At 74.8% G+C, this 17423-nt stretch carries 19 protein-coding genes; 8 read left to right on the top strand and 11 right to left on the bottom strand.

All coding sequences use genetic code 11. The features are described 5' to 3' along the window. Window positions 1–166 precede the first annotated feature (166 nt). Entirely contained in the window at window positions 167–1192 is a 1026-nt protein-coding gene (locus tag AC0IVP_RS00810; protein ID WP_471753887.1) for an AAA family ATPase, read from the bottom strand. A gap of 109 nt (window positions 1193–1301) precedes the next feature. On the opposite strand from AC0IVP_RS00810, the gene AC0IVP_RS00805 reads away from it, so the two are divergent. The 3 genes from AC0IVP_RS00805 to fae all read left to right on the top strand — a co-directional run bounded on the left by AC0IVP_RS00805 (window position 1302) and on the right by fae (window position 3980). Beyond that, window positions 1302–2918, top strand: coding sequence for a glycoside hydrolase family 13 protein (locus AC0IVP_RS00805; RefSeq protein WP_471753885.1), 1617 nt, complete (start codon window positions 1302–1304; stop codon window positions 2916–2918). 34 nt (window positions 2919–2952) lie between these two features. Beyond that, window positions 2953–3354: a hypothetical protein gene (locus tag AC0IVP_RS00800; RefSeq protein ID WP_471753883.1), complete on the top strand. Its 402-nt coding sequence runs from the start codon at window positions 2953–2955 to the stop codon at window positions 3352–3354. Between the two features lie 122 nt (window positions 3355–3476). After that, a complete protein-coding gene (gene fae, locus AC0IVP_RS00795; RefSeq protein WP_471753881.1) occupies window positions 3477–3980 on the top strand; it encodes a formaldehyde-activating enzyme in 504 nt (167 codons plus the stop codon). Window positions 3981–3995: 15 nt separating this feature from the next. Here fae and AC0IVP_RS00790 read toward each other — a convergent pair whose 3' ends face one another. From AC0IVP_RS00790 to AC0IVP_RS00780, 3 genes are all read right to left on the bottom strand, one after another. After that, the gene (locus AC0IVP_RS00790; protein ID WP_471753879.1) at window positions 3996–4448 is read right to left on the bottom strand and encodes a hypothetical protein; all 453 of its coding nucleotides are present in this window, start codon (window positions 4446–4448) and stop codon (window positions 3996–3998) included. Window positions 4449–4452: 4 nt separating this feature from the next. Further along, window positions 4453–4704 (bottom strand): hypothetical protein, encoded by a 252-nt coding sequence (locus AC0IVP_RS00785; RefSeq protein ID WP_471753877.1) that lies wholly within the window; start codon window positions 4702–4704, stop codon window positions 4453–4455. A gap of 248 nt (window positions 4705–4952) precedes the next feature. Then, window positions 4953–6272 carry an MFS transporter gene (locus AC0IVP_RS00780; RefSeq protein ID WP_471753875.1) on the bottom strand — a complete coding sequence of 440 codons (1320 nt, stop codon included), beginning with the start codon at window positions 6270–6272 and terminating at the stop codon, window positions 4953–4955. Between the two features lie 190 nt (window positions 6273–6462). Here AC0IVP_RS00780 and AC0IVP_RS00775 point away from each other — a divergent pair, with 190 nt between their 5' ends. Next, window positions 6463–7413 carry a hypothetical protein gene (locus tag AC0IVP_RS00775; protein WP_471753873.1) on the top strand — a complete coding sequence of 317 codons (951 nt, stop codon included), beginning with the start codon at window positions 6463–6465 and terminating at the stop codon, window positions 7411–7413. Here AC0IVP_RS00775 and AC0IVP_RS00770 read toward each other — a convergent pair. The 3 genes from AC0IVP_RS00770 to AC0IVP_RS00760 form a co-directional block, all read right to left on the bottom strand. After that, entirely contained in the window at window positions 7410–7772 is a 363-nt protein-coding gene (locus tag AC0IVP_RS00770) for a hypothetical protein (RefSeq protein ID WP_235564638.1), read from the bottom strand. The genes AC0IVP_RS00775 and AC0IVP_RS00770 overlap by 4 nt on opposite strands. Before the next feature lie 2 nt (window positions 7773–7774). Next, a complete protein-coding gene (locus tag AC0IVP_RS00765; protein WP_471753871.1) occupies window positions 7775–8731 on the bottom strand; it encodes a siderophore-interacting protein in 957 nt (318 codons plus the stop codon). Window positions 8732–8954: 223 nt separating this feature from the next. Further along, complete coding sequence (locus AC0IVP_RS00760) at window positions 8955–9407, bottom strand: very short patch repair endonuclease (protein WP_471753869.1); 453 nt, start codon at window positions 9405–9407, stop codon at window positions 8955–8957. Window positions 9408–9550: 143 nt separating this feature from the next. Here AC0IVP_RS00760 and AC0IVP_RS00755 point away from each other — a divergent pair, with 143 nt between their 5' ends. After that, a complete protein-coding gene (locus AC0IVP_RS00755) occupies window positions 9551–10567 on the top strand; it encodes a LacI family DNA-binding transcriptional regulator (RefSeq protein WP_471753867.1) in 1017 nt (338 codons plus the stop codon). Between the two features lie 9 nt (window positions 10568–10576). Here AC0IVP_RS00755 and AC0IVP_RS00750 read toward each other — a convergent pair whose 3' ends face one another. Together AC0IVP_RS00750 and AC0IVP_RS00745 are read right to left on the bottom strand one after the other, a co-directional pair. Next, entirely contained in the window at window positions 10577–11806 is a 1230-nt protein-coding gene (locus tag AC0IVP_RS00750) for an acetyl-CoA C-acetyltransferase (protein ID WP_471753865.1), read from the bottom strand. A gap of 68 nt (window positions 11807–11874) precedes the next feature. Beyond that, a complete protein-coding gene (locus AC0IVP_RS00745; protein ID WP_056292455.1) occupies window positions 11875–12234 on the bottom strand; it encodes an LppU/SCO3897 family protein in 360 nt (119 codons plus the stop codon). 155 nt (window positions 12235–12389) lie between these two features. Here AC0IVP_RS00745 and AC0IVP_RS00740 point away from each other — a divergent pair, with 155 nt between their 5' ends. Next, complete coding sequence (locus AC0IVP_RS00740; RefSeq protein WP_471753863.1) at window positions 12390–13283, top strand: SDR family oxidoreductase; 894 nt, start codon at window positions 12390–12392, stop codon at window positions 13281–13283. Beyond that, window positions 13280–15118 carry a glycoside hydrolase family 15 protein gene (locus AC0IVP_RS00735; protein WP_471753861.1) on the top strand — a complete coding sequence of 613 codons (1839 nt, stop codon included), beginning with the start codon at window positions 13280–13282 and terminating at the stop codon, window positions 15116–15118. Before AC0IVP_RS00740 ends, AC0IVP_RS00735 begins: the two co-directional genes overlap by 4 nt. 76 nt (window positions 15119–15194) lie before the next feature. On the opposite strand, the gene AC0IVP_RS00730 is transcribed toward AC0IVP_RS00735, so the two are convergent. Continuing rightward, window positions 15195–15893, bottom strand: a complete 699-nt coding sequence (locus AC0IVP_RS00730; protein WP_471753859.1) for an LppU/SCO3897 family protein — start codon at window positions 15891–15893, stop codon at window positions 15195–15197. A gap of 31 nt (window positions 15894–15924) precedes the next feature. Continuing rightward, window positions 15925–16506, bottom strand: a complete 582-nt coding sequence (locus AC0IVP_RS00725) for an LppU/SCO3897 family protein (RefSeq protein ID WP_471753857.1) — start codon at window positions 16504–16506, stop codon at window positions 15925–15927. 145 nt (window positions 16507–16651) lie between these two features. Between AC0IVP_RS00725 and AC0IVP_RS00720 the strand changes: the two genes are divergently transcribed. Next, window positions 16652–17086 (top strand): YccF domain-containing protein, encoded by a 435-nt coding sequence (locus AC0IVP_RS00720; RefSeq protein WP_235564641.1) that lies wholly within the window; start codon window positions 16652–16654, stop codon window positions 17084–17086. Window positions 17087–17423: the final 337 nt, after the last annotated feature.

Genomic DNA, 17423 nt, shown 5'->3' with positions numbered 1-17423 from the left:
CGCCTGCCGGCGATTCTGGCGACGCCAACCAGGACTCGCCCGACCAGTGCGGCCCAACGGACGGCGCTGTCCACGACCTCGACGTGCTGCCCTTGAGTCGCTCGACCTCTCCCGCGCCCATGTGCCGCACCCTGGGGCGAACCGCGTCACAGGTCGGATCGGACGATCAAGAGAGCCAGCGCTGCCAGCGCGACAGCTCGGGCGCCGTCCCCGGCTCACCGCCCAGCGAGCGGGAGGCCTCGGCGACGTCCTCGGCGGTCAGGGTGGTGACGTCGGACCGGTCCAGCGACCCCATGTCCCGGCTCTCGTCGCGGGCCAGCCGCAGCGCCTGGCGGTTCAGCGCCTGCTCGAACAGGGTGCGGGCGAAGCGCGCGTTGCCGGTGTCCTCACCGGCCTGGACGCCCGCCAGGGTGCGGCGGAGGGTGTCCAGCGCGCCGGCCTCCAGGACGTACTCCTGCTGGGCCACGATGCTCACGAAGATCGCCTCGAGCTCGGCCGTGGAGTAGTCGGGGAACCGGACCTCGCGGGCGAAGCGCGAGCGCAGACCCGGGTTGGACAGCAGGAACGACTCCATGAGCCGGGGGTAGCCGGCCACGATGACCACCAGCCGGTGCCGGTGGTCCTCCATGCGCTTGAGCAGCACCTCGATCGCCTCGGGCCCGAAGTCCTGCCCCCCGTCGCCCTCGGGGGCCAGCGAGTAGGCCTCGTCGATGAACAGCACGCCGTCCAGGGCGCTGCGCACCACCCGGTCGGTCTTGATCGCCGTCGCGCCGACGTGCTGGCCGACCAGCGCGGCCCGGTCCACCTCCACCAGGTGGCCCTTCTGCAGCAGCCCGACCGCCCGGTACATCTCGGCCAGCAGCCGGGCGACCGTCGTCTTCCCCGTGCCCGGGTTCCCGAGGAACACCAGGTGTTGGGACGTCGCCGCCTCCGGCAGACCGTGCTCCTTGCGGCGGGCCTGCACCTGCAGGAACGCCACGAGCGCCTGCACCTGCTCCTTCACCGCGGCGAGGCCGACGAGCCCGTCGAGCTCGGCCTGGACGACCTCCAGGGGCCGCCCCGGCGGCGTCCGGCCGCCGAAGAGGTCGCCCACGAACTCGTCCACACCCCGTCCGCCGGGCCGCGGGAGCTGCTCGCCCAGGCGGCCGACGGTCTCGCGGAGTTCGTCCAGTGGCCTGCGCCCGAGAGCCATGCCGCGAATGTAGGCGCCGTCCAGCGCTGGCGAGATCCGCCAGAATCCGTCTCACCCTTCTGGTGAGCTGGGCCACAGGTTGTCGCCCCGGGCTGCCGATGACGGAGTCATGGCACCCCGGCTGGCAGCGCTGCCGTCCCCCACAGCGCCCGCGTCCGAGCTGGAGTGGTGGCGCTCCGCCGTCGTCTACCAGGTCTACCTGCGCTCCTTCGCCGACTCCGACGGCGACGGCATCGGTGACCTGGCCGGCCTGCGGTCCCGGCTGCCCTACCTGTCCTGGCTCGGCGTGGACGCGCTGTGGATCAACCCGCACTACCCCTCCGGCGGCGCCGACGGCGGCTACGACATCAGCGACTACCGGGCCGTCGACCCCGACTACGGCGACCTCGCCGACCTCGAGGCGGTCATCGCCGACGCCCGGCAACTGGGCCTGCGCGTGGTCCTGGACGTCGTCCCCAACCACACCTCCGACCAGCACGCCTGGTTCCAGGCCGCACTGGCCGACCCCGACGCCCCCGAGGCGTCCAGGTACCACTTCGCGCCGCCCTCGGAGGAGCCGCCGAACAACTGGCAGTCCCTCTTCGGCGGTCCGGCCTGGTCACGCACCCCCGACGGCCGCTGGTACCTGCACCTGTTCGCCCCCGAGCAGCCCGACCTCAACTGGCGCGACCCCGCCGTCGCCGACGACTTCGACACCACCCTGCGGTTCTGGCTGGACCGCGGCGTCTCCGGCTTCCGGGTCGACGTCGCCTACGGCCTGATCAAAGACGCCGGCCTGCGGGACAACCCCGGCGCCTACTCCCCCACCCTCTTCGGGCACGGCCCCGAGCAGGCCATGACCTGGAACCAGCCCGAGGTGCACGACGTGTGGCGCCGCTGGCGCGCGATCTGCGACGAGTACCCCGGCAGCATGCTGGTCGGCGAGGTCTGCCTGGCCGACCTCGACCAGGTCGCGCTGTACTCCCGCCCCGACGAGCTGCACCAGTCCTTCTCCTTCCGGCTGATCAAGTCCGGCTGGGACACCGCCGCCTTCGCCGACGGCGTGCAGACCGCCCTGGACGCCTTCGCCACCGTCGGCGCCCCGGTCTCCTGGGTGCTCGGCAACCACGACAAGGACCGTCAGGTCAGCCGGTTCGGCGGCGGCGCGCTCGGCACCGCCCGCGCCCGGGCCGCGGCGCTGCTGATGCTGTCGCTGCCCGGCTCGCCCTACCTGTACGCCGGCGACGAGCTGGCCCTGCCACAGGCCGTCGTGCCCGACGAGGCCAAGCTCGACCCGATCTTCCACCGCAGCGGCGGCGCCCGCGCCGGCCGCGACGGCTGCCGCGTGCCGATGCCGTGGAACGACACCGAGGGCGTCGGCTTCTCCCCCGAGGGCGCCGCCCAGCCGTGGCTGCCGATCCCCGCCGACTGGGCGCAGCACGCCGTCTCCCGGCAGGCCCGCGACGGCAGCTCCACCCTCACCCTCTACCGCCGGGCCCTGGCCCTGCGCGCCGCGCACCCCGCCCTCGGCTCCGGGCAGGCCACCGTCAGCACCGCCGGCGACGTCCTCGTCGTCCGCAGCACCGGGGACGACGAGACCGTCGTCTGCCTGCTCAACATGGGCACCGAGACCGTGCTGACACCCAACCCCGGCACAGTCCTGCTGGCGTCGTCCACGCACGTGAAGGCGACCGCCGGGACTCTCGCGCTGCCCGCGGACACCGCCGTCTGGGTCGTCGAGGACTGAGCCGGAGCACCTGGTGTGCGCGAGGCTGGTCGTCATGGACGCAGCCCAGCGACTCGTCACCACGATCGCGATCGACGACTCGGCCGAGGCCGGCCAGGACACCGACCGGCAGATGGCCATCACCGCGACGCTGCACCTGGAGCTCGCGGACGGGTCGCGGATCGTCCTGCTCGACGACCGGGGGTGGTGCAGCGCAGGTCCCACCGGGATCTGGTCGCACGAGACCGTGGAGACGATGGCGGAGACCGCGCGGACTGTCGTGGGACCTGACGAACCGCCCGAGGGCCGCTCCCACGAGGACGAGGCTGCGATGCACTGGGCTGCCGTGGCCGGCACCGCGCAACAGCTGGGGGTGGCCCTGACGGCGACGGAGATCACCCATCTGCCGCACGACGTCGAGGCCAGCACCGGCATCCAGGAACGACTGGCGCGCTGAGGAGTGGCGGCTTGACGAGCTCCCGATCATCGGTGGCGCCGCATGCGTCATCGCGGACGAGGCCCCACCGGCTGGCATCCTGACCGCCGACCCGGCCGGGTCACCGGACCCGGAGGTCGCGCGTGCTGATCGGTGAGAGCTTCCAGGGCGAGGGCGTCGACGCCGCGCACGTCAACACCGTGCTCGGCCCGCGGACGGGCCCGGTCGGCACCGCCTGGGCGACGGCGCTGGCCACCCCGTCGCAGGGGCACGCGCCGTTCGTCGTCTGCCTGCGGCCCGGGACGGCGGTCAAGCCGTTCACCCTCTTCGTCACCAAGTCCGCGCCGCAGAGCGAGACCCACCAGCGGCTGACCTGGGGTGCTGCGCAGGCCGGCGTCGCCGCCGGGGTCGCGGACGCCGTGGCCGAGGGGGTGCTCGCCCCCGAGCAGTGCGACGACGACGTCGTCATCGCCGCCGTGTGGGTCAACCCCGCCGCCGGCGACGCGGACGCCGTCTTCCACGCCAACCGGGCGGCGACCCTGGAGGCGCTGCGCAACAGCGTGCACCGGCTGCCCACCGCCGACCAGGTCGCCCAGGCGCGGCTCGGCGTCTCCAACGGGTTCTACCCGGGGCCCGGAGCCGGTTGACGAGGAACCGCCGGGTCAGTCGGCGTTGAGCCGTCCCAGGTCGGCGACCCCGGGTGCACCGTCCGGACAACGCCACACCGGACGACCGTCGAACCCCAACGCTCGCGGGTGGTGGTGCCCGGGGCACCGCGGCCAGGCCCCGTGCACCTCCTCGATGACGTACTCCTGCACCTGGTCGGCGAGGTGGCTGACAGCGTCGTCGGCGTCGTCCATGACCGGCAGCACCCAGGACTGGTGGGGCAGCTGCAGCATCAGCTGCGGGAAGGACGCCGCACGCACCGGCCGCGGCGCATCCCCGGAGGTGAGAGGCAGGCCCGGCATGGCCGACGGGACCATCTCGGTCTCCTGCACCGCGATGGTCCAGGCGAAGCGGAGGGCCGTGGTGGCAGCCACGTCGGCCGCCACTCGCTGCACGACGGGCTCCCAGAACCGGCGGAGAGCCGGCAGCTGCTCGCGCCACTCCGCCATCGCCCTACGGTCTCGGTCGAGCACGCGACCGGGACCACCCGGGACGCTCGAACGCCACCCACCCGTCCAGCTCCTCGAACAGCTCGTCGGGGCCCTGCAGGTCGGCCGTGCGCAGGCGGACGCCGGCGAACTCGGCCCAGAGCTCGTCGTGGTCGACGACCACCCGCCACGGTTCGGTGACGCCACGCCCGCTGACGATCCGCTCGGCCACCGCCGCGAGGACCTCGGTCCACCGCTGCAGCTCGTCCTCGCGCACGCCGGGATCATGCCTCCTCGGACGCCAGTCCGCGGCACGTCAGGGCCCTCCTCCACGGGCCGGCGGTCAAGCGCCGAGGGCACCCAGCGGCAGTGACGACCTGCGGCGGCGATGAACTTCCGGTGGCAACCGATCGGGCCGGCGGTCCGCCTGCGCGGGCCCGTCTGCGAGGCCTCCCGCGCGGCGAGAACCTGATCCCGGGGCAGTCCGCGGCGGCCGGCTGCCCCCGGACCGCACTCTCGACGGGGTCAGCTGACCGCGAGCAGCCGCAGGTCCCCCGCGGCGCGGTGCACCGGGGCCAGGTCCAGCACCGGCAGGGCGGGCAGCGCCGGGAGCGCGGGCAGCCGCACCCGGGCGCCGTCCAGGCAGAGCACCAGGACCGCGGCGACCAGGGCCAGCAGCGCGACCGTGCCCAGCGCGACCGGCAGCCCGGCGTGCGAGGCCAGGAACCCGATGACCGGCGGCCCGCCGAGCAGCCCGGTGTAGCCGACGGTCGTGGACAGCGCGATCCCCGAGGCGCCGCCGAGGGCTCCGGCGCGGGCGATCGCCAGCGGGAACACGTTGGCCAGACCCAGCCCGACGACGCCGAAGCCGGCCAGCGCGACCGGCACCGAGGACGTCGTCACCACGACCAACGCACCGACGGCGGCCAGCAGCGAGCCGCCCACCAGCAGCCGGCGCTCACCGATCCGCGCGACCAGCGTGCCGCCGGCCAGGCGGCCCAGCGCCATGGTCAGCGCGAACCCGGCGTACCCGGCGGCTCCGAGCACCGGAGAGGCGGCGAGGTCCTCGCGCAGGTGCAGGGCACCCCAGTCGGTCAGCGCGCCCTCGCCGTAGGCGGTGGCCCCGGCGATCGCGCCGAGCACGACCAGTGCCGCGGTGGGCCGGGAGGCAGCCGCGGCCCGGCGGACGACGGGCTGCCGGGCGACGGCGGGGTCGGCGTCCGCACCCACCAGGACCGGGACCACCCAGGCGGTGACCAGCAGCCCCAGCCCCGCGACGACGACGAAGTGCGGCAGCACGTCGAGGAAGGAGGCGGCCGCCCCGCCGAGGAGGGCACCGCCCAGCCCGCCGAAGCTGAACGCGGCGTGCATGCCCGACAGCAGCGGCCGGCCCGCGCGGGCCTCCACCTGCACGCCGACGCTGTTGGCCGCGACGTTGACCATCCCGGTCACCGCACCGAACGCCAGCAGCGCGGCGCAGAGCCCGGCGACCGACGTCGCCAGGCCGGGCAGCACCGCGCCCACGCACAACGCGATCGCCGCCAGCGACGCCACCAGGCCGGCGCCCAGCCGGGCGGCGAGCGCACCGGTGAGCTGCATGCAGGCCAGCGCGCCGACCGACAGGCACAGCAGCGCGATGCCCAGAGCGGTGTGGTCGGCGCCGACCTGCGCGCTGACCCCGGGCACCCGGGCGGCCCAGGAGCCGAAGACGAAGCCGTCCAGGGCGAACAGCGCGCAGACGGCGGTGCGCAGCCGGCCCAGGGAGGGCAGTGGCGCGCGGCCGGCGGCCGTGCGGACGAGCCCGGCGACCGGTTCGCGGGCACGCAGGAAGGAGGGAGCAGACACGGGGGTACCTCGACAGAGAAGAAGGAGGGGCGCGGGTGGCGGGGGCGGCACACGACCTCGGGCGCTGACTCCACCGTGCCAGCCGGACCTGGCAGGCGCCCCCGAAACGCCCTCATCCGGCCCGTGATCGTCCGCACGTGACGGCGCCCACCGGGTTGCCGAGCGGCCCCGGCGACCGCAGGGTCGGACCATGACCGGGTCCTTCACACGGGGGTTGGCCGCGGGCGCGGCCGGCACCACCGTCCTCAACGCCGTCACCTACCTCGACATGGCCCTCCGCGGCCGCGACGCCAGCAGCACCCCGGAGGAGACCATCGACGCCCTCGCCGACGCGGCCGGGCGCAAGGTCCCGGGCAAGCGCGGCGAGAAGGACAACCGGCGCACCGCGCTGGGCGCACTGTCGGGCATCGGCAACGGCGTCGCGGTGGGCGTGCTCGCCAGCCTGGCCCGCACCGCCGGCGTCCGGCTGCCCGCCCCGGTCGGCGCGGTCGCCGTGGGCGCCGCCGCGATGGCCCTCACCGACGGGACGACGACGGCCCTGGGCGTCAGCGACCCGCGCGACTGGTCGGGCACCGACTGGGTCTCCGACGCCCTCCCGCACCTGGCCTACGGCGCCGCCGTGCACGCCGTCGTCGAGGCCATCCCCTCCCCCTCGGACAAGCCGAAGCTCAAGGCCTCCGCCGGGCTGACGCTGCGCTCCGCGCTGCTAGGCGTCGCCACCGGGTGCCGCAGCTCGCTGGGCCTGTCGGCACCCGCGCTGACCAACCCGGCCGCGGGCGCCGTCCGCAAGGTCGGGGCGCTGGCGGCCATCGGCGCCGAGCTCTACGGCGACAAGCAGCCCGGCGTGCCCGAGCGCACCAGCGCCTCCGGCCTGCCGGTCCGGCTGGCTTCGGCCGCCGCGGGTGCCGGGGCGCTGTCCGCCCGCGCCGACGCCAACGCCGCCGTCCCGATGCTCGCCGGACTGGCCGGTGCCGCCGCCGGGTCGTGGGGCGGGCTGGGCTTCCGCCGCTGGGCGGGCAACCGGGTGCCCGACTGGCAGGCCGGCCTCCTCGAGGACGGCGTCGCGCTCGCCCTGGCCCTCGTCGCCACCCTGCCCGGACGCCGCCCGGCGCCGCGGCGGGTCACGCTGACCGCGGTCTAGTCCAGCACCGCCCACAGCCACCCGGGGCCGACCGTCTCGGCCCCGGGCAGCCGGGCCCGCAACCCCCGGTCGGCGGTGACCAGCAGGACGTCGGACTCTCCGGCGGCGGTGGCGACGATCGCGTCGTCCCCGCTGCCGGGCGCCCGGACCAGGCGGACGCCGGCCGGCTCGGGCACGTCCCGTGCCCGGCCCTCGACCACCGCCACGACCGCGTCGACCGGTGACCCGGACGGCGTCGCCACGGCGGGCCAGTCGACGCCCGCCACCCGGTCCAGCAACCGCGCGGTGGCCCCGGCGCGGTCCCGCCACCAGCCGTCGGGCCGGGAGCCCAGCACGTTGGCGGTGTCGATCAGCAGCACGGTCAGCCGCGCGCACCGACCTTCCAGTAGCCCATGAACGCGACCGAGTCCCGGTCGACGCCCAGGTCGCGGACCAGGCGGCGGCGCAGCGCCTTGACCACCCCGGCCTCACCGGCCAGCCAGGCGTAGCAGCGGGTGTGCGCGCCGGCCTCCGGGACCTCCCAGACCATCTCGTCCTCGACGTCCTCCACCTCGGCGCCGGACGCCGGCCGGGCGATGCCCAGCTCGGTCAGCGCCTTGTGCACCGCGGGCTCCATCAGCTCCCCGCGGGCGCGGCTGCCGCGGGCCAGCCAGCGCACGTCCACGCCCGGCGGCAGCCGCAGCGACAGGAAGTCCGCGGCCCCCGGCACCTCGAGGACGGCGACGACGCGCTGCCCGCCGGTCAGGTTCTCGATGATCCCGGCGATGGCCGGCACCGCGGTCTCGTCACCGGCCAGGAAGAGGGTGTCCGCCTCGACCGGCGGCGCCCACTCCACACCCCACATCCGGCCGGTGCCCGGCCGGTCGGGGCCCAGCAGCACGACCTCCGAGCCGGGGACGGCGGTCGCGGCCCAGGTGGCGGCCGGGCCGGCGTGCGGGTCGGGGGTGCCGTCCTCGGCGATGCCGTGCAGCACGACGTCCACGTCGAGCTCGGCAACCTCGGGACGGAAGGCCCGCGCGGTGTAGGTGCGCAGGTACGGCCGGCTGTCCTCGGGCATCGCGCAGTAGCGGGCGTACCAGTCCGGGCCGGCCGAGGCGAGGAGGTCAGCCACCGACGCCCCGCCGTTGGCCAGGATCAGCTTGAACCGCTGGTCGTCCCCGGCGAACCCGAAACCGGCCATGTCCGGACCGGTCAGCGTGATCCGCAGGAAGCTCGGCGAGAGCCGTTCGGTGCGCACCACGGAGGCGGTGAAGAACCGGTAGCTCATCGGGGCTGCGGCGGCGGTCTCGGCGACAGCTGTCTCGGTGGCGGTGCTCATGGCCGCTCCTCGGCTGGGGGCTGTGGGGGCTCGCGGACAACGGGGGCGTCCAACTGAGGCTAGCCTAACCAACTGGTCCTGGGCAGCCCCCCGCCGGAGGTGAACCGATCACCGGCCCGGGGGCGAACCCCGGGCAGCCGTTCTCCACCGCGAGCACGGTGGGCCTCTGTGGGGGGTCCGGTGCCCGGCGGCCGGGAGGTCTCTCCCCCGGCCGCCGGTCGCCTCACCCACGACCGAGTGCCGCGCAGATCGCATCGGCCACCTGCTCGGGGTCCTCGTGCTCCCAGAACCGGAGCACGCGCCAGCCCTCGGCGCGGAGCACCGCGTCGGTGCGGGCGTCCCGCGCGGAGTTCGCCGCCAGCTTCGCCGCCCACCACCCGGCGTTGGCCCGCGGCAGGTGGCCGCACGTCGGGCAGGCGTGCCAGAAGCAGCCGTCGAGGAAGACCACCAGCCGGCGGCCCTTCCACACCAGGTCCCCACGGGCCCGGGTGCCCCGGCCGGGTCGGACGTCGACCCGGTACCGGACCCCGCGGGCGTGCAGCCGGCGGCGCACGGCGAGCTCGGGTGCGGTGTCCCGGCGTCCCTGGCGGCGGAACCGGTCCCGGACGGCGGCCGAGGACGCGGCCGGCGCGCGGGACAGGTCCACGACGGGTCGCTGCGGGTCCGGTTCGGACACGGTGCCTCCTCCTCGACGGGTGCTCCGACCCGGGGATGGTGGACCGGGGGTACGACGGTCCGACCCTCGGATCCGGACCATGACCAGGGCGTTCCGTATCCACCGGGGGTTTGGGAGATCACGGGGACCGGTAAGAAGGACCCGTGCCCGTCACCCTCAACGCCGTGGCGGCGCACGCCGGTGTCAGCACCAGCACCGCCAGCCGCGCGCTGTCCGGCCACCCCTCCGTCCTGCCCGACACCCGGCGCCGGGTCGCCGCCTCGGCGGTCGAGCTGGGGTACCACCCCAACCGGATGGCCAGCGCCCTACGCACCCGCCGCTCGGGCCTCGTCGGGCTGGTGGTCAACAACCTGCGCAACGCGACCTTCCACGTCATCGCCGAGACGCTGCAGGCCTGGGCCGCCGAGAACGGCCAGCAGGTGCTCATCTGCACCACCGGCGGCGACCCGGTCCGCGAGGCCGCCTTCCTGCACACCGTCCGCACCCACCGGCTCGACGGCGTCGTCGTCGCCGGGTCCGGGGCCAACGGCGAACTGGTCAACGCCCTCGTCGGCGCCGGCTGCGCCGTGGTCACGATGAACCGCGAGGTCCCCGGCGCCCGGGCCCCCTCGGTCATGAGCGACTACGCCACGGCCGCGCGGCTGGCGACCGAGCACCTCATCGCCCTGGGGCACACCCGGATCGCGGCCATCGAGGGTCCCCCGGACGTCACCTCCGGCCGGCTCCACCACGAGGGCTTCGCCGGCGCGATGGCCGACGCCGACCTGCCGGTCGACGACGACCTGGTCTGCCGCGGCGCCTTCCACACGACCTTCGGGGTGGACTCCACCCGGCGCATGCTGCAGCTGGCCGACCCGCCGACCGGTCTCGTCGTCACCAACCACGAGGCGTCCTTCGGGGTGCTGCCGGTGCTGGGCGAGCTCGGCGTCGACGTCCCGGGCCGGTTGTCGGTGGTGCTCACCGAGGACGAGCCGTTCTGGGGTTTCTGGTCCCCGCCGCTGACCGTGGTCGACAACCGCGCCGACGTGCTGGCCGGCCGCGCCGCCGACCTGCTGCTGACCCAACTGGGCGCCGGCGACGACGACGAGCCCGAGGCCACCGAGGACCTCATCGCCCCCGTGCTCCGCGAGCGCGGCTCCACCGCCCCGCCGTCGCGCTGAGACCCGCGGTCAGACCACCCGCTCGAACACCGCGGCCAGACCCTGGCCGCCGCCGATGCACATCGTCTCCAGGCCGAAGCGGGCCTCCCGGCGCTTGAGCTCGTGCGCCATCGTGGCCAGGATCCGGGCGCCCGTGGCACCGACCGGGTGACCCAGCGAGATGCCCGAGCCGTTGACGTTGACCCGGTCCCGGTCGCCGCCCTCCAGGCCCCAGGCGCCCAGACAGGCCAGCACCTGGCTGGCGAAGGCCTCGTTGAGCTCGATCAGGTCCATGTCGGCCAGCGTCAGGCCGGTGCGCTCCAGGACCTTCGCCACCGCGGGCACCGGGCCGATGCCCATCGTCTCCGGCGGCACCCCGGCGACCGCCCAGCCGCGCAGCGCCAGGAACGGCTCCCAGCCGCGGCGGTCGGCCTCGGCCCGGGTGGTGACGACGCACATCGCGGCGCCGTCGTTCTGCCCGGAGGCGTTGCCCGCGGTGACGGTCGCGCCCGGGTCGACCCGGCCCATGACCGGCCGGAGCGCCGCGAGGTCGGCCATCGTGGTGTCCGGGCGGGGGTGCTCGTCCTCGGTGACGGTGCGGGCCGGGACCTTCCGGGTGCCCGGCACCTCGACGCCGACGATCTCGTCGGCGAACCGGCCCTCCCGCACCGCCGCGCTGGCGGCCTGCTGCGAGCGCAGCGCCCAGGCGTCCTGCGCGAGCCGGTCGATGTCGTGCTCACGCCGCACGTTCTCCGCCGTCTCCAGCATGCCGCCGGGCACCGGGTGGTGGACCCCGCCGGCGGTCTCCCGGGCCCGGGCCAGCCGGTCGTGCAGCATCGTGCCGTCGCCGCGCACCCCGGTGCGCAGGCCCAGCGCGTAGTGCTCGACCTGGCTCATCGACTCGACCCCGCCGGCGACGACGACCCGGCCGGCACCCGAGGCGACCTGCATGCAGGCGTACAGCACCGCCTGCAGACCCGAGCCGCAGCGCCGGTCCACCTGCAGCCCGGGCACGTCGACCCCCAGGCCCGCGTCCAGCGCGGCGACCCGGCCGATCGCCGGGGCTTCGCCGTTGGGGTAGCACTGCCCCAGGACGACGTCGTCGACCTCGCCCTCCCCCAGCCCGGTGCGGGCCACGAGCTCGCGCAGCACGGTGGCCGCCAGCGACGTCGCGGTCAGCCCGGCGAAGACGCCGCCGAACCGGCCGACCGGGGTGCGCAGCGGGGAGCAGATGACGACCGAGTCGGGTCCGGAGTCCATGCCCGCGACCCTGCCACGGCCGGGGCCGTGGCGGCTCGGATCAGACGCGTCGGATCAGGCGGGTCCGATCAGGCGGCGATCAGGCAGAGCACCCGGCCCGGCAGCGTGGTGGCCTCGCCGTCGAAGTAGCTGGCCGTCGTCTGCGGGTAGGCGGCCGCGCAGGCCGGCTGGGACTGCGCGCCGCGGGTGTCCTCCAGGACCCCGACCACCCGGTAGGCCGCGGCCGGCTCGTCGCAGCCCACCACCTCGATCCCGCCGTCCCCGGCCTGGGCGATGCAGTCGTCGACCCCGGCGGCGGGCGAGTCGCTGATCAGGAACAGCCCGACCACCGACGCCACGATGACGGCCAGCGCGACCGGGACCAGGAACCGCGACGGGCCCGCCGCCGGGGGACGCGGTGCCGGGGGTCCTGCGGGCAGGGTGCTCATCGGGGCCTCTCTGGATCGGTGACGACGACTGCCCCGACGGTAGGCCGGGGTGTGCGGCGACACCGGTTGAGCCCCTCCCCACCTGGGCAAGCAGCGCTTGGTCGTTCAGCCACCAGCGGCCCGCCCCACCCGCTCAGCACCGGAGGCAGACACCCGTGTCCGACCAGTACACCTTCACCAACCCCGTCGACCAGTACCGCACCGACGGCTACCCGGAGAAGGGCATCGACGCCCCCGGCCTGGAGACCGAGCTCGACGTCCGCGCCGACCACGGGGAGAAGACCTACCGCGGGTCCGGCCGCCTCGAGGGCCGCAAGGCCCTGATCACCGGCGCCGACTCCGGCATCGGCCGGGCCGCCGCCATCGCCTACGCCCGCGAGGGCGCCGACGTCGTCCTGAACTACCTGCCCGCGGAGCAGTCCGACGCCGAGGACGTCGCGAAGCTCGTCGAGGAGGCCGGCCGGAAGGCCGTGCTGGCCCCCGCCGACCTGTCCGTGGAGTCCGAGGCGCGCGCCCTGGTGCGCACCGCCGTCGACGCCCTCGGCGGGCTCGACGCGCTGGTGCTCGTCGCCGGCAAGCAGACCTGGGTCGACGACCTGGCCGACCTGACCAGCGAGCAGTTCGACGCGACGTTCAAGACCAACGTCTACTCGGTGTTCTGGGTCGTCCAGGAGGCCGTGCCGCACCTGCCCGCCGGCTCCACGATCATCACCACCAGCTCGATCCAGGCCTACTCCCCCGCCCCCGGGCTGGTCGACTACGCGACCACAAAGGCCGCGATCAACACGATCAGCAAGGCGCTGGCCCAGCAGCTCGCGCCCCGGGGCATCCGCGTCAACACCGTGGCCCCCGGCCCGTTCTGGACCCCGCTGCAGGCCTCCGGCGGGCAGCCCCCGGAGAACCTGCCCGAGTTCGGCAAGGAGACCCCGCTGGGTCGCGCCGGGCAGCCCGCCGAGCTCGCCGGCGCCTACGTCTACCTGGCGTCGGCCGAGTCGGGTTACACGATCGGGGAGACCCTGAACGTGAACGGCGGCATGCCGACCCCGTGACGACGACGACGGACCCCGGCGCAGGCACGTCCCGCCTGCGCTGGGGCACGGCCGAGACCACGGCCGTCACCGAACGGGACGACGCCGGCTACGCCGACCTGCGCACCTACGCAGCCATCGGCGACGGCCGCACCATCGCCCTCATCGCCCGCGACGGCTCCATCGACTGGCTGCCGCTGCCCGAGATGGACCGCACCCTCGCCTTCGGCGCCCTGCTGGACGCCGAGAACGGCGGGTGCATCGAACTGCGGCCCACCACCGACTTCACCGTGCAGCGGGCCTACGTCGACCACACCAACGTGCTGGCGACGACGTTCCACACCGCGACCGGCAGCGTGCGGGTCACCGACTCCCTCAACACCGGCGTCGCCGGCCGGCTGCCCTGGGCCGAGCTGGGCCGGCGCATCGAGGGGCTGACCGGCACGGTCACCCTGCAGGCCGCCGTCCGGCCGGGGACCGGCCTGAACCGCTTCTCCCCCTGGGTGCAGGACACCGCGCACGGCCCGGTGCTGCGGGTCGACGGCCTGACCATGGCCGTGCGCACCAGCGGCGCCGACGAGGTCCGGGTCGCCGACCAGCGCATCGACGTGGCGTACACGACCACGCCGGGCTCACGGCACCTGCTGGGCCTGGTCGCCACCGAACGCGAGCCGCTCTTCCTGGCCGCTGCCGAGGACGTCGACGCGGGCATCGACCGCACCGTGGCGAACTGGCAGGCCTGGCACCGCGCGTTCTCCTGGGACGGGCCCTGGGACGAGGCCGTGCGCCGCAGCGCGTTGATGCTCAAGCTGCTCATCCACTCCCCCAGCGGATCGATGGTCGCCGCGGCCACCACCTCGCTGCCGGAGTCCCTGGCCGGCGGCAAGAACTGGGACTACCGGTACGCCTGGGTGCGCGACTCCGCCTACGCCCTCACCGCCCTGTTCCGCTTCGGGCTGCGCGAGGAGACGCACGGCGCCATCGGCTGGCTGCTGTCGACCATCCGCCGGCACGGCCCCGAGCCGCACGTCTGCTACACCCTGGGCGGCGACGTCCCCGACGGCGTGGACGAACCCGACGTCCCCGGCTGGCGCGGCAACGCACCGGTCCAGGAGGGCAACGGTGCGTCCCACCAGCTGCAGCTGGGTGTGTACGGGGACCTGTTCTCCATCGTCGCGCTGTACGTCGAGCACGGGAACGTGCTGGACGCCGACACCGGCCGGATGCTCGCCGCCATCGCCGACACCGCCTGCGACCGGTGGCGGCAGAAGGACGCCGGCATGTGGGAGCTGCACGACCCGCAGCACTACACGACGTCCAAGCTGGGCTGCTGGCAGGCGCTCACCAAGGCCGTCGAGCTGGCCGAGGCCGGGCAGATCCCCGGCGACCCGTCGCGCTGGCGCGCCGAGGCCGGCCGGATCCGCGCGTGGGTGCAGGACAACGCCTGGGACGCCGAGAAGGGGGCCTACCTCTGGTACCCCGGCAGCGGGATGCTCGACGCCTCGATCCTGCTGCACGCCATCAGCGGCTTCGACCGCGGCGAGCGGATGAGCTCCACCCTGGACGCGCTGCGCGCCGAGCTGGGTTGCGGCCCGCACCTCTACCGCTACAGCGGCGTCGACGTCGAGGAGGGCGTCTTCCTGGCCTGCTCGTACTGGATGGTGTCCGCGCTGACCCTGTGCGGACGGCGGGACGAGGCGGTGGCGCTGATGGACCGGTTGCAGGACGTGCCCAACGACGTCGGGCTGCTGGCCGAGATGGTCGACCCGGACACCGGCGCGTTCCTGGGCAACCTGCCGCAGGCGCTGTCGCACCTGGCGCTGGTCAACGCCGCGATCACCGTCGCGGAGAACTGACCCGGCCCTCCCCCGGGACGCCACCGACCCGCCCGGCAGCTGCCGGACGGGTCGGTGGTGGTGCGGGACCGGTGGGTCAGACGGGGCCCAGGCAGTAGATGTCGCCCGCGGCGTCGTCGTCGTCGAGGGCGCCGATCCAGACCTGGTAGACGACCCCGTCGAACTGGGAGCAGGTGTCGTCGTTGCTCATGAACTCGGACTGGGTGAGGTCGTCGCGCTCCTCGTCCTCACCCACGACCCGGTAGTCGGCGTCGTCGCTGTCGCAGTCCACGACCTCGATGTCGGCGGCGGTGTTCTGCACGCAGTCACCGGGCTCCGGGTCACCCCCGACGCCGTTGACGAGCAGGCTGACCACCACCAGCAGCCCGACCAGACCCCCGACGATCGGCAGCCACTTGCGGGCACCGGCCTTCTGCGGGTCCAGCTGGTGGAAGGCCTGCTGCCCCGACCAGGGCTGACCGGGTCCGGGTTGGCCCTGCTGCCCCCAGGGCTGGCCCTGCTGTCCCCACGGCTGTCCCGGTCCGGGCTGCCCCTGCTGGCCCCACGGCTGCTGGGGTGCGCCCTGCTGACCCCACGGCTGCTGCCCCTGCGGTCCGGGCTGTCCCCACGGCTGCTGGGGTGGCTGCCCGGGCTGCCCCCAGGGCTGACCGGGCTGGCCTGGCTGGCCGCTGCCGGGCTGACCCGACTGCGGGGGCTGCCCCCAGCCCTGACCGGGCTGGGGTCCCTGGGGCTGGCCCGACGGGGGCGTGCCCTCGGGCTGGTCGGGGGTGGTCATGCGTCCTCCGAGGTCGGGGCGTGCGACGGGGTCAGGAGATGGACTCCAAGCAGTATCCGGTGCCCTCTTCGCTCTGGCTGTCCGCGTCGACCGCGTAGGCGACCGAGTTCGGCCACTCCGTCAGGCAGAGCGAGTCGTCGGCGCGCAGCTCGTCACCGCTGACGTCCTCGAGGACCCCGGCGATCCGGTAGGTGGCCTCGGAGTCGTCGCAGTCCACGACCTCCAGGGAGGTCAGGCTGCCGTTGGTGCAGTCACCGGCCTCCGGGTCGGAGGCGAAGAGGCCGTTGCGCACGAGCGCGAAGACCGTGACGGCGACGACGGCGCCGATGACGGCGGGCAGACGCTTCTTCCAACCCGACTTCTTCGGCTCCTCGACCTGACCCGACGCGCCGGCTCCGGCCCACGGCTGCCCCGGCTGCTGGCCCTGCTGCTGGCCGTCCCACGGCTGGCCCGGCTGACCCGGCTGGCCCTGCGGGGCGCCGAACTGGCCGGGCTGCTGGGGAGCACCCCACGGCTGGCCCTGGGGCTGCTGGCCCTGCGGGGGCTGGCCACCGGGGCCCGGCTGCTGCTGGCCCCATCCCTGCGAGGAGTTCGGGTCCTGGGGCGTGGTCACGGGGTTCCTCCATTGCGACACGGGAATGATCCGCTTGATCATGCCCAACCACGCGCCCAGTCGGCGCACCGGGTACGCACAGCCTCACCCTCCGTGGGGGCACGGACACGGGGAACACCACCGCCGCACCGCTCGTGGTCCTGGTGTGGACGGACTGCGACTCGTGCTGAACCTGGTGTGGCTGGTCTTCCAGGGCTGGGTGCTGGCCCTGGCCTACCTGCTGGCGGGGGTGATCGCCTGCGTCTTCATCGTGACGATCCCCTTCGGCATCGCCTCGTTCAGACTGGCGTCCTTCGTCGTCTGGCCCTTCGGCCGCACCACGGTCCGCGACCCCCGTGCGGGCCTGGCCTCGGCCCTGGGCAACCTGGTGTGGTTCCTCGTCGCCGGCTGGTGGCTGGCCCTCATCCACGTCCTCGCCGGCATCGGGTTCTGCCTGACGGTCATCGGCATCCCGTTCGGCATCGCCAGCTTCAAGCTCGCCCTCGTCGGGCTCTTCCCCCTCGGCAAGCGCGTCGTCGAGACCGGGGCGCCGACGTCCTGGTTCGGCGCGGGCCAGGCCGTGGCCGCCCCCGCCCGCTGACCCCGGCACCCGCCGTGGCATGGGATCCCCCGCATACGGCTGGGCGCTCCTGCGATGCGCAAGGGATCCCATGCCCGGGCGGCCGGAGGTGGCACGGTGACGGGCCCCGGTGACCACCCGAACCGTGCGATGGCGAAGGACCGGTGGCTCGCTGCCCTCACCGTGGCGTGGCTGACCCTGGCACTGGTGCTGTGGGGTTGGGCGGTGACCTCCCCCTGGGCGCCCTCGGGGCAGGCGGCCACGAGCACCGACGTCGCCCGGGCACACCCGCGTACTGCTGTCGGGTGCCGCCAGCGTCGGCCTGCCCTCGTGGCGGTGGTCCTCGCCGCTCGTTGGG

The sequence above is a fragment of the Klenkia sp. AC732 genome (assembly GCF_979256525.1).
Note: the sequence above shows the minus strand (reverse complement) of the source record. Positions and strands in the feature narration are given on the sequence as shown.

Bases quoted from the DNA above. Each gene is read 5' to 3' on its own strand.
- AC0IVP_RS00810 (WP_471753887.1), bottom strand. From the start codon at position 1,192: ATGGCTCTCGGGCGCAGGCCACTGGACGAACTCCGCGAGACCGTCGGC.
- AC0IVP_RS00800 (WP_471753883.1), top strand. From the start codon at position 2,953: ATGGACGCAGCCCAGCGACTCGTCACCACGATCGCGATCGACGACTCG.
- AC0IVP_RS00805 (WP_471753885.1), top strand. From the start codon at position 1,302: ATGGCACCCCGGCTGGCAGCGCTGCCGTCCCCCACAGCGCCCGCGTCC.
- AC0IVP_RS00750 (WP_471753865.1), bottom strand. From the start codon at position 11,806: ATGGACTCCGGACCCGACTCGGTCGTCATCTGCTCCCCGCTGCGCACC.
- AC0IVP_RS00790 (WP_471753879.1), bottom strand. From the start codon at position 4,448: ATGGCGGAGTGGCGCGAGCAGCTGCCGGCTCTCCGCCGGTTCTGGGAG.
- AC0IVP_RS00730 (WP_471753859.1), bottom strand. From the start codon at position 15,893: ATGACCACCCCCGACCAGCCCGAGGGCACGCCCCCGTCGGGCCAGCCC.
- AC0IVP_RS00745 (WP_056292455.1), bottom strand. From the start codon at position 12,234: ATGAGCACCCTGCCCGCAGGACCCCCGGCACCGCGTCCCCCGGCGGCG.
- AC0IVP_RS00775 (WP_471753873.1), top strand. From the start codon at position 6,463: ATGACCGGGTCCTTCACACGGGGGTTGGCCGCGGGCGCGGCCGGCACC.
- AC0IVP_RS00765 (WP_471753871.1), bottom strand. From the start codon at position 8,731: ATGAGCACCGCCACCGAGACAGCTGTCGCCGAGACCGCCGCCGCAGCC.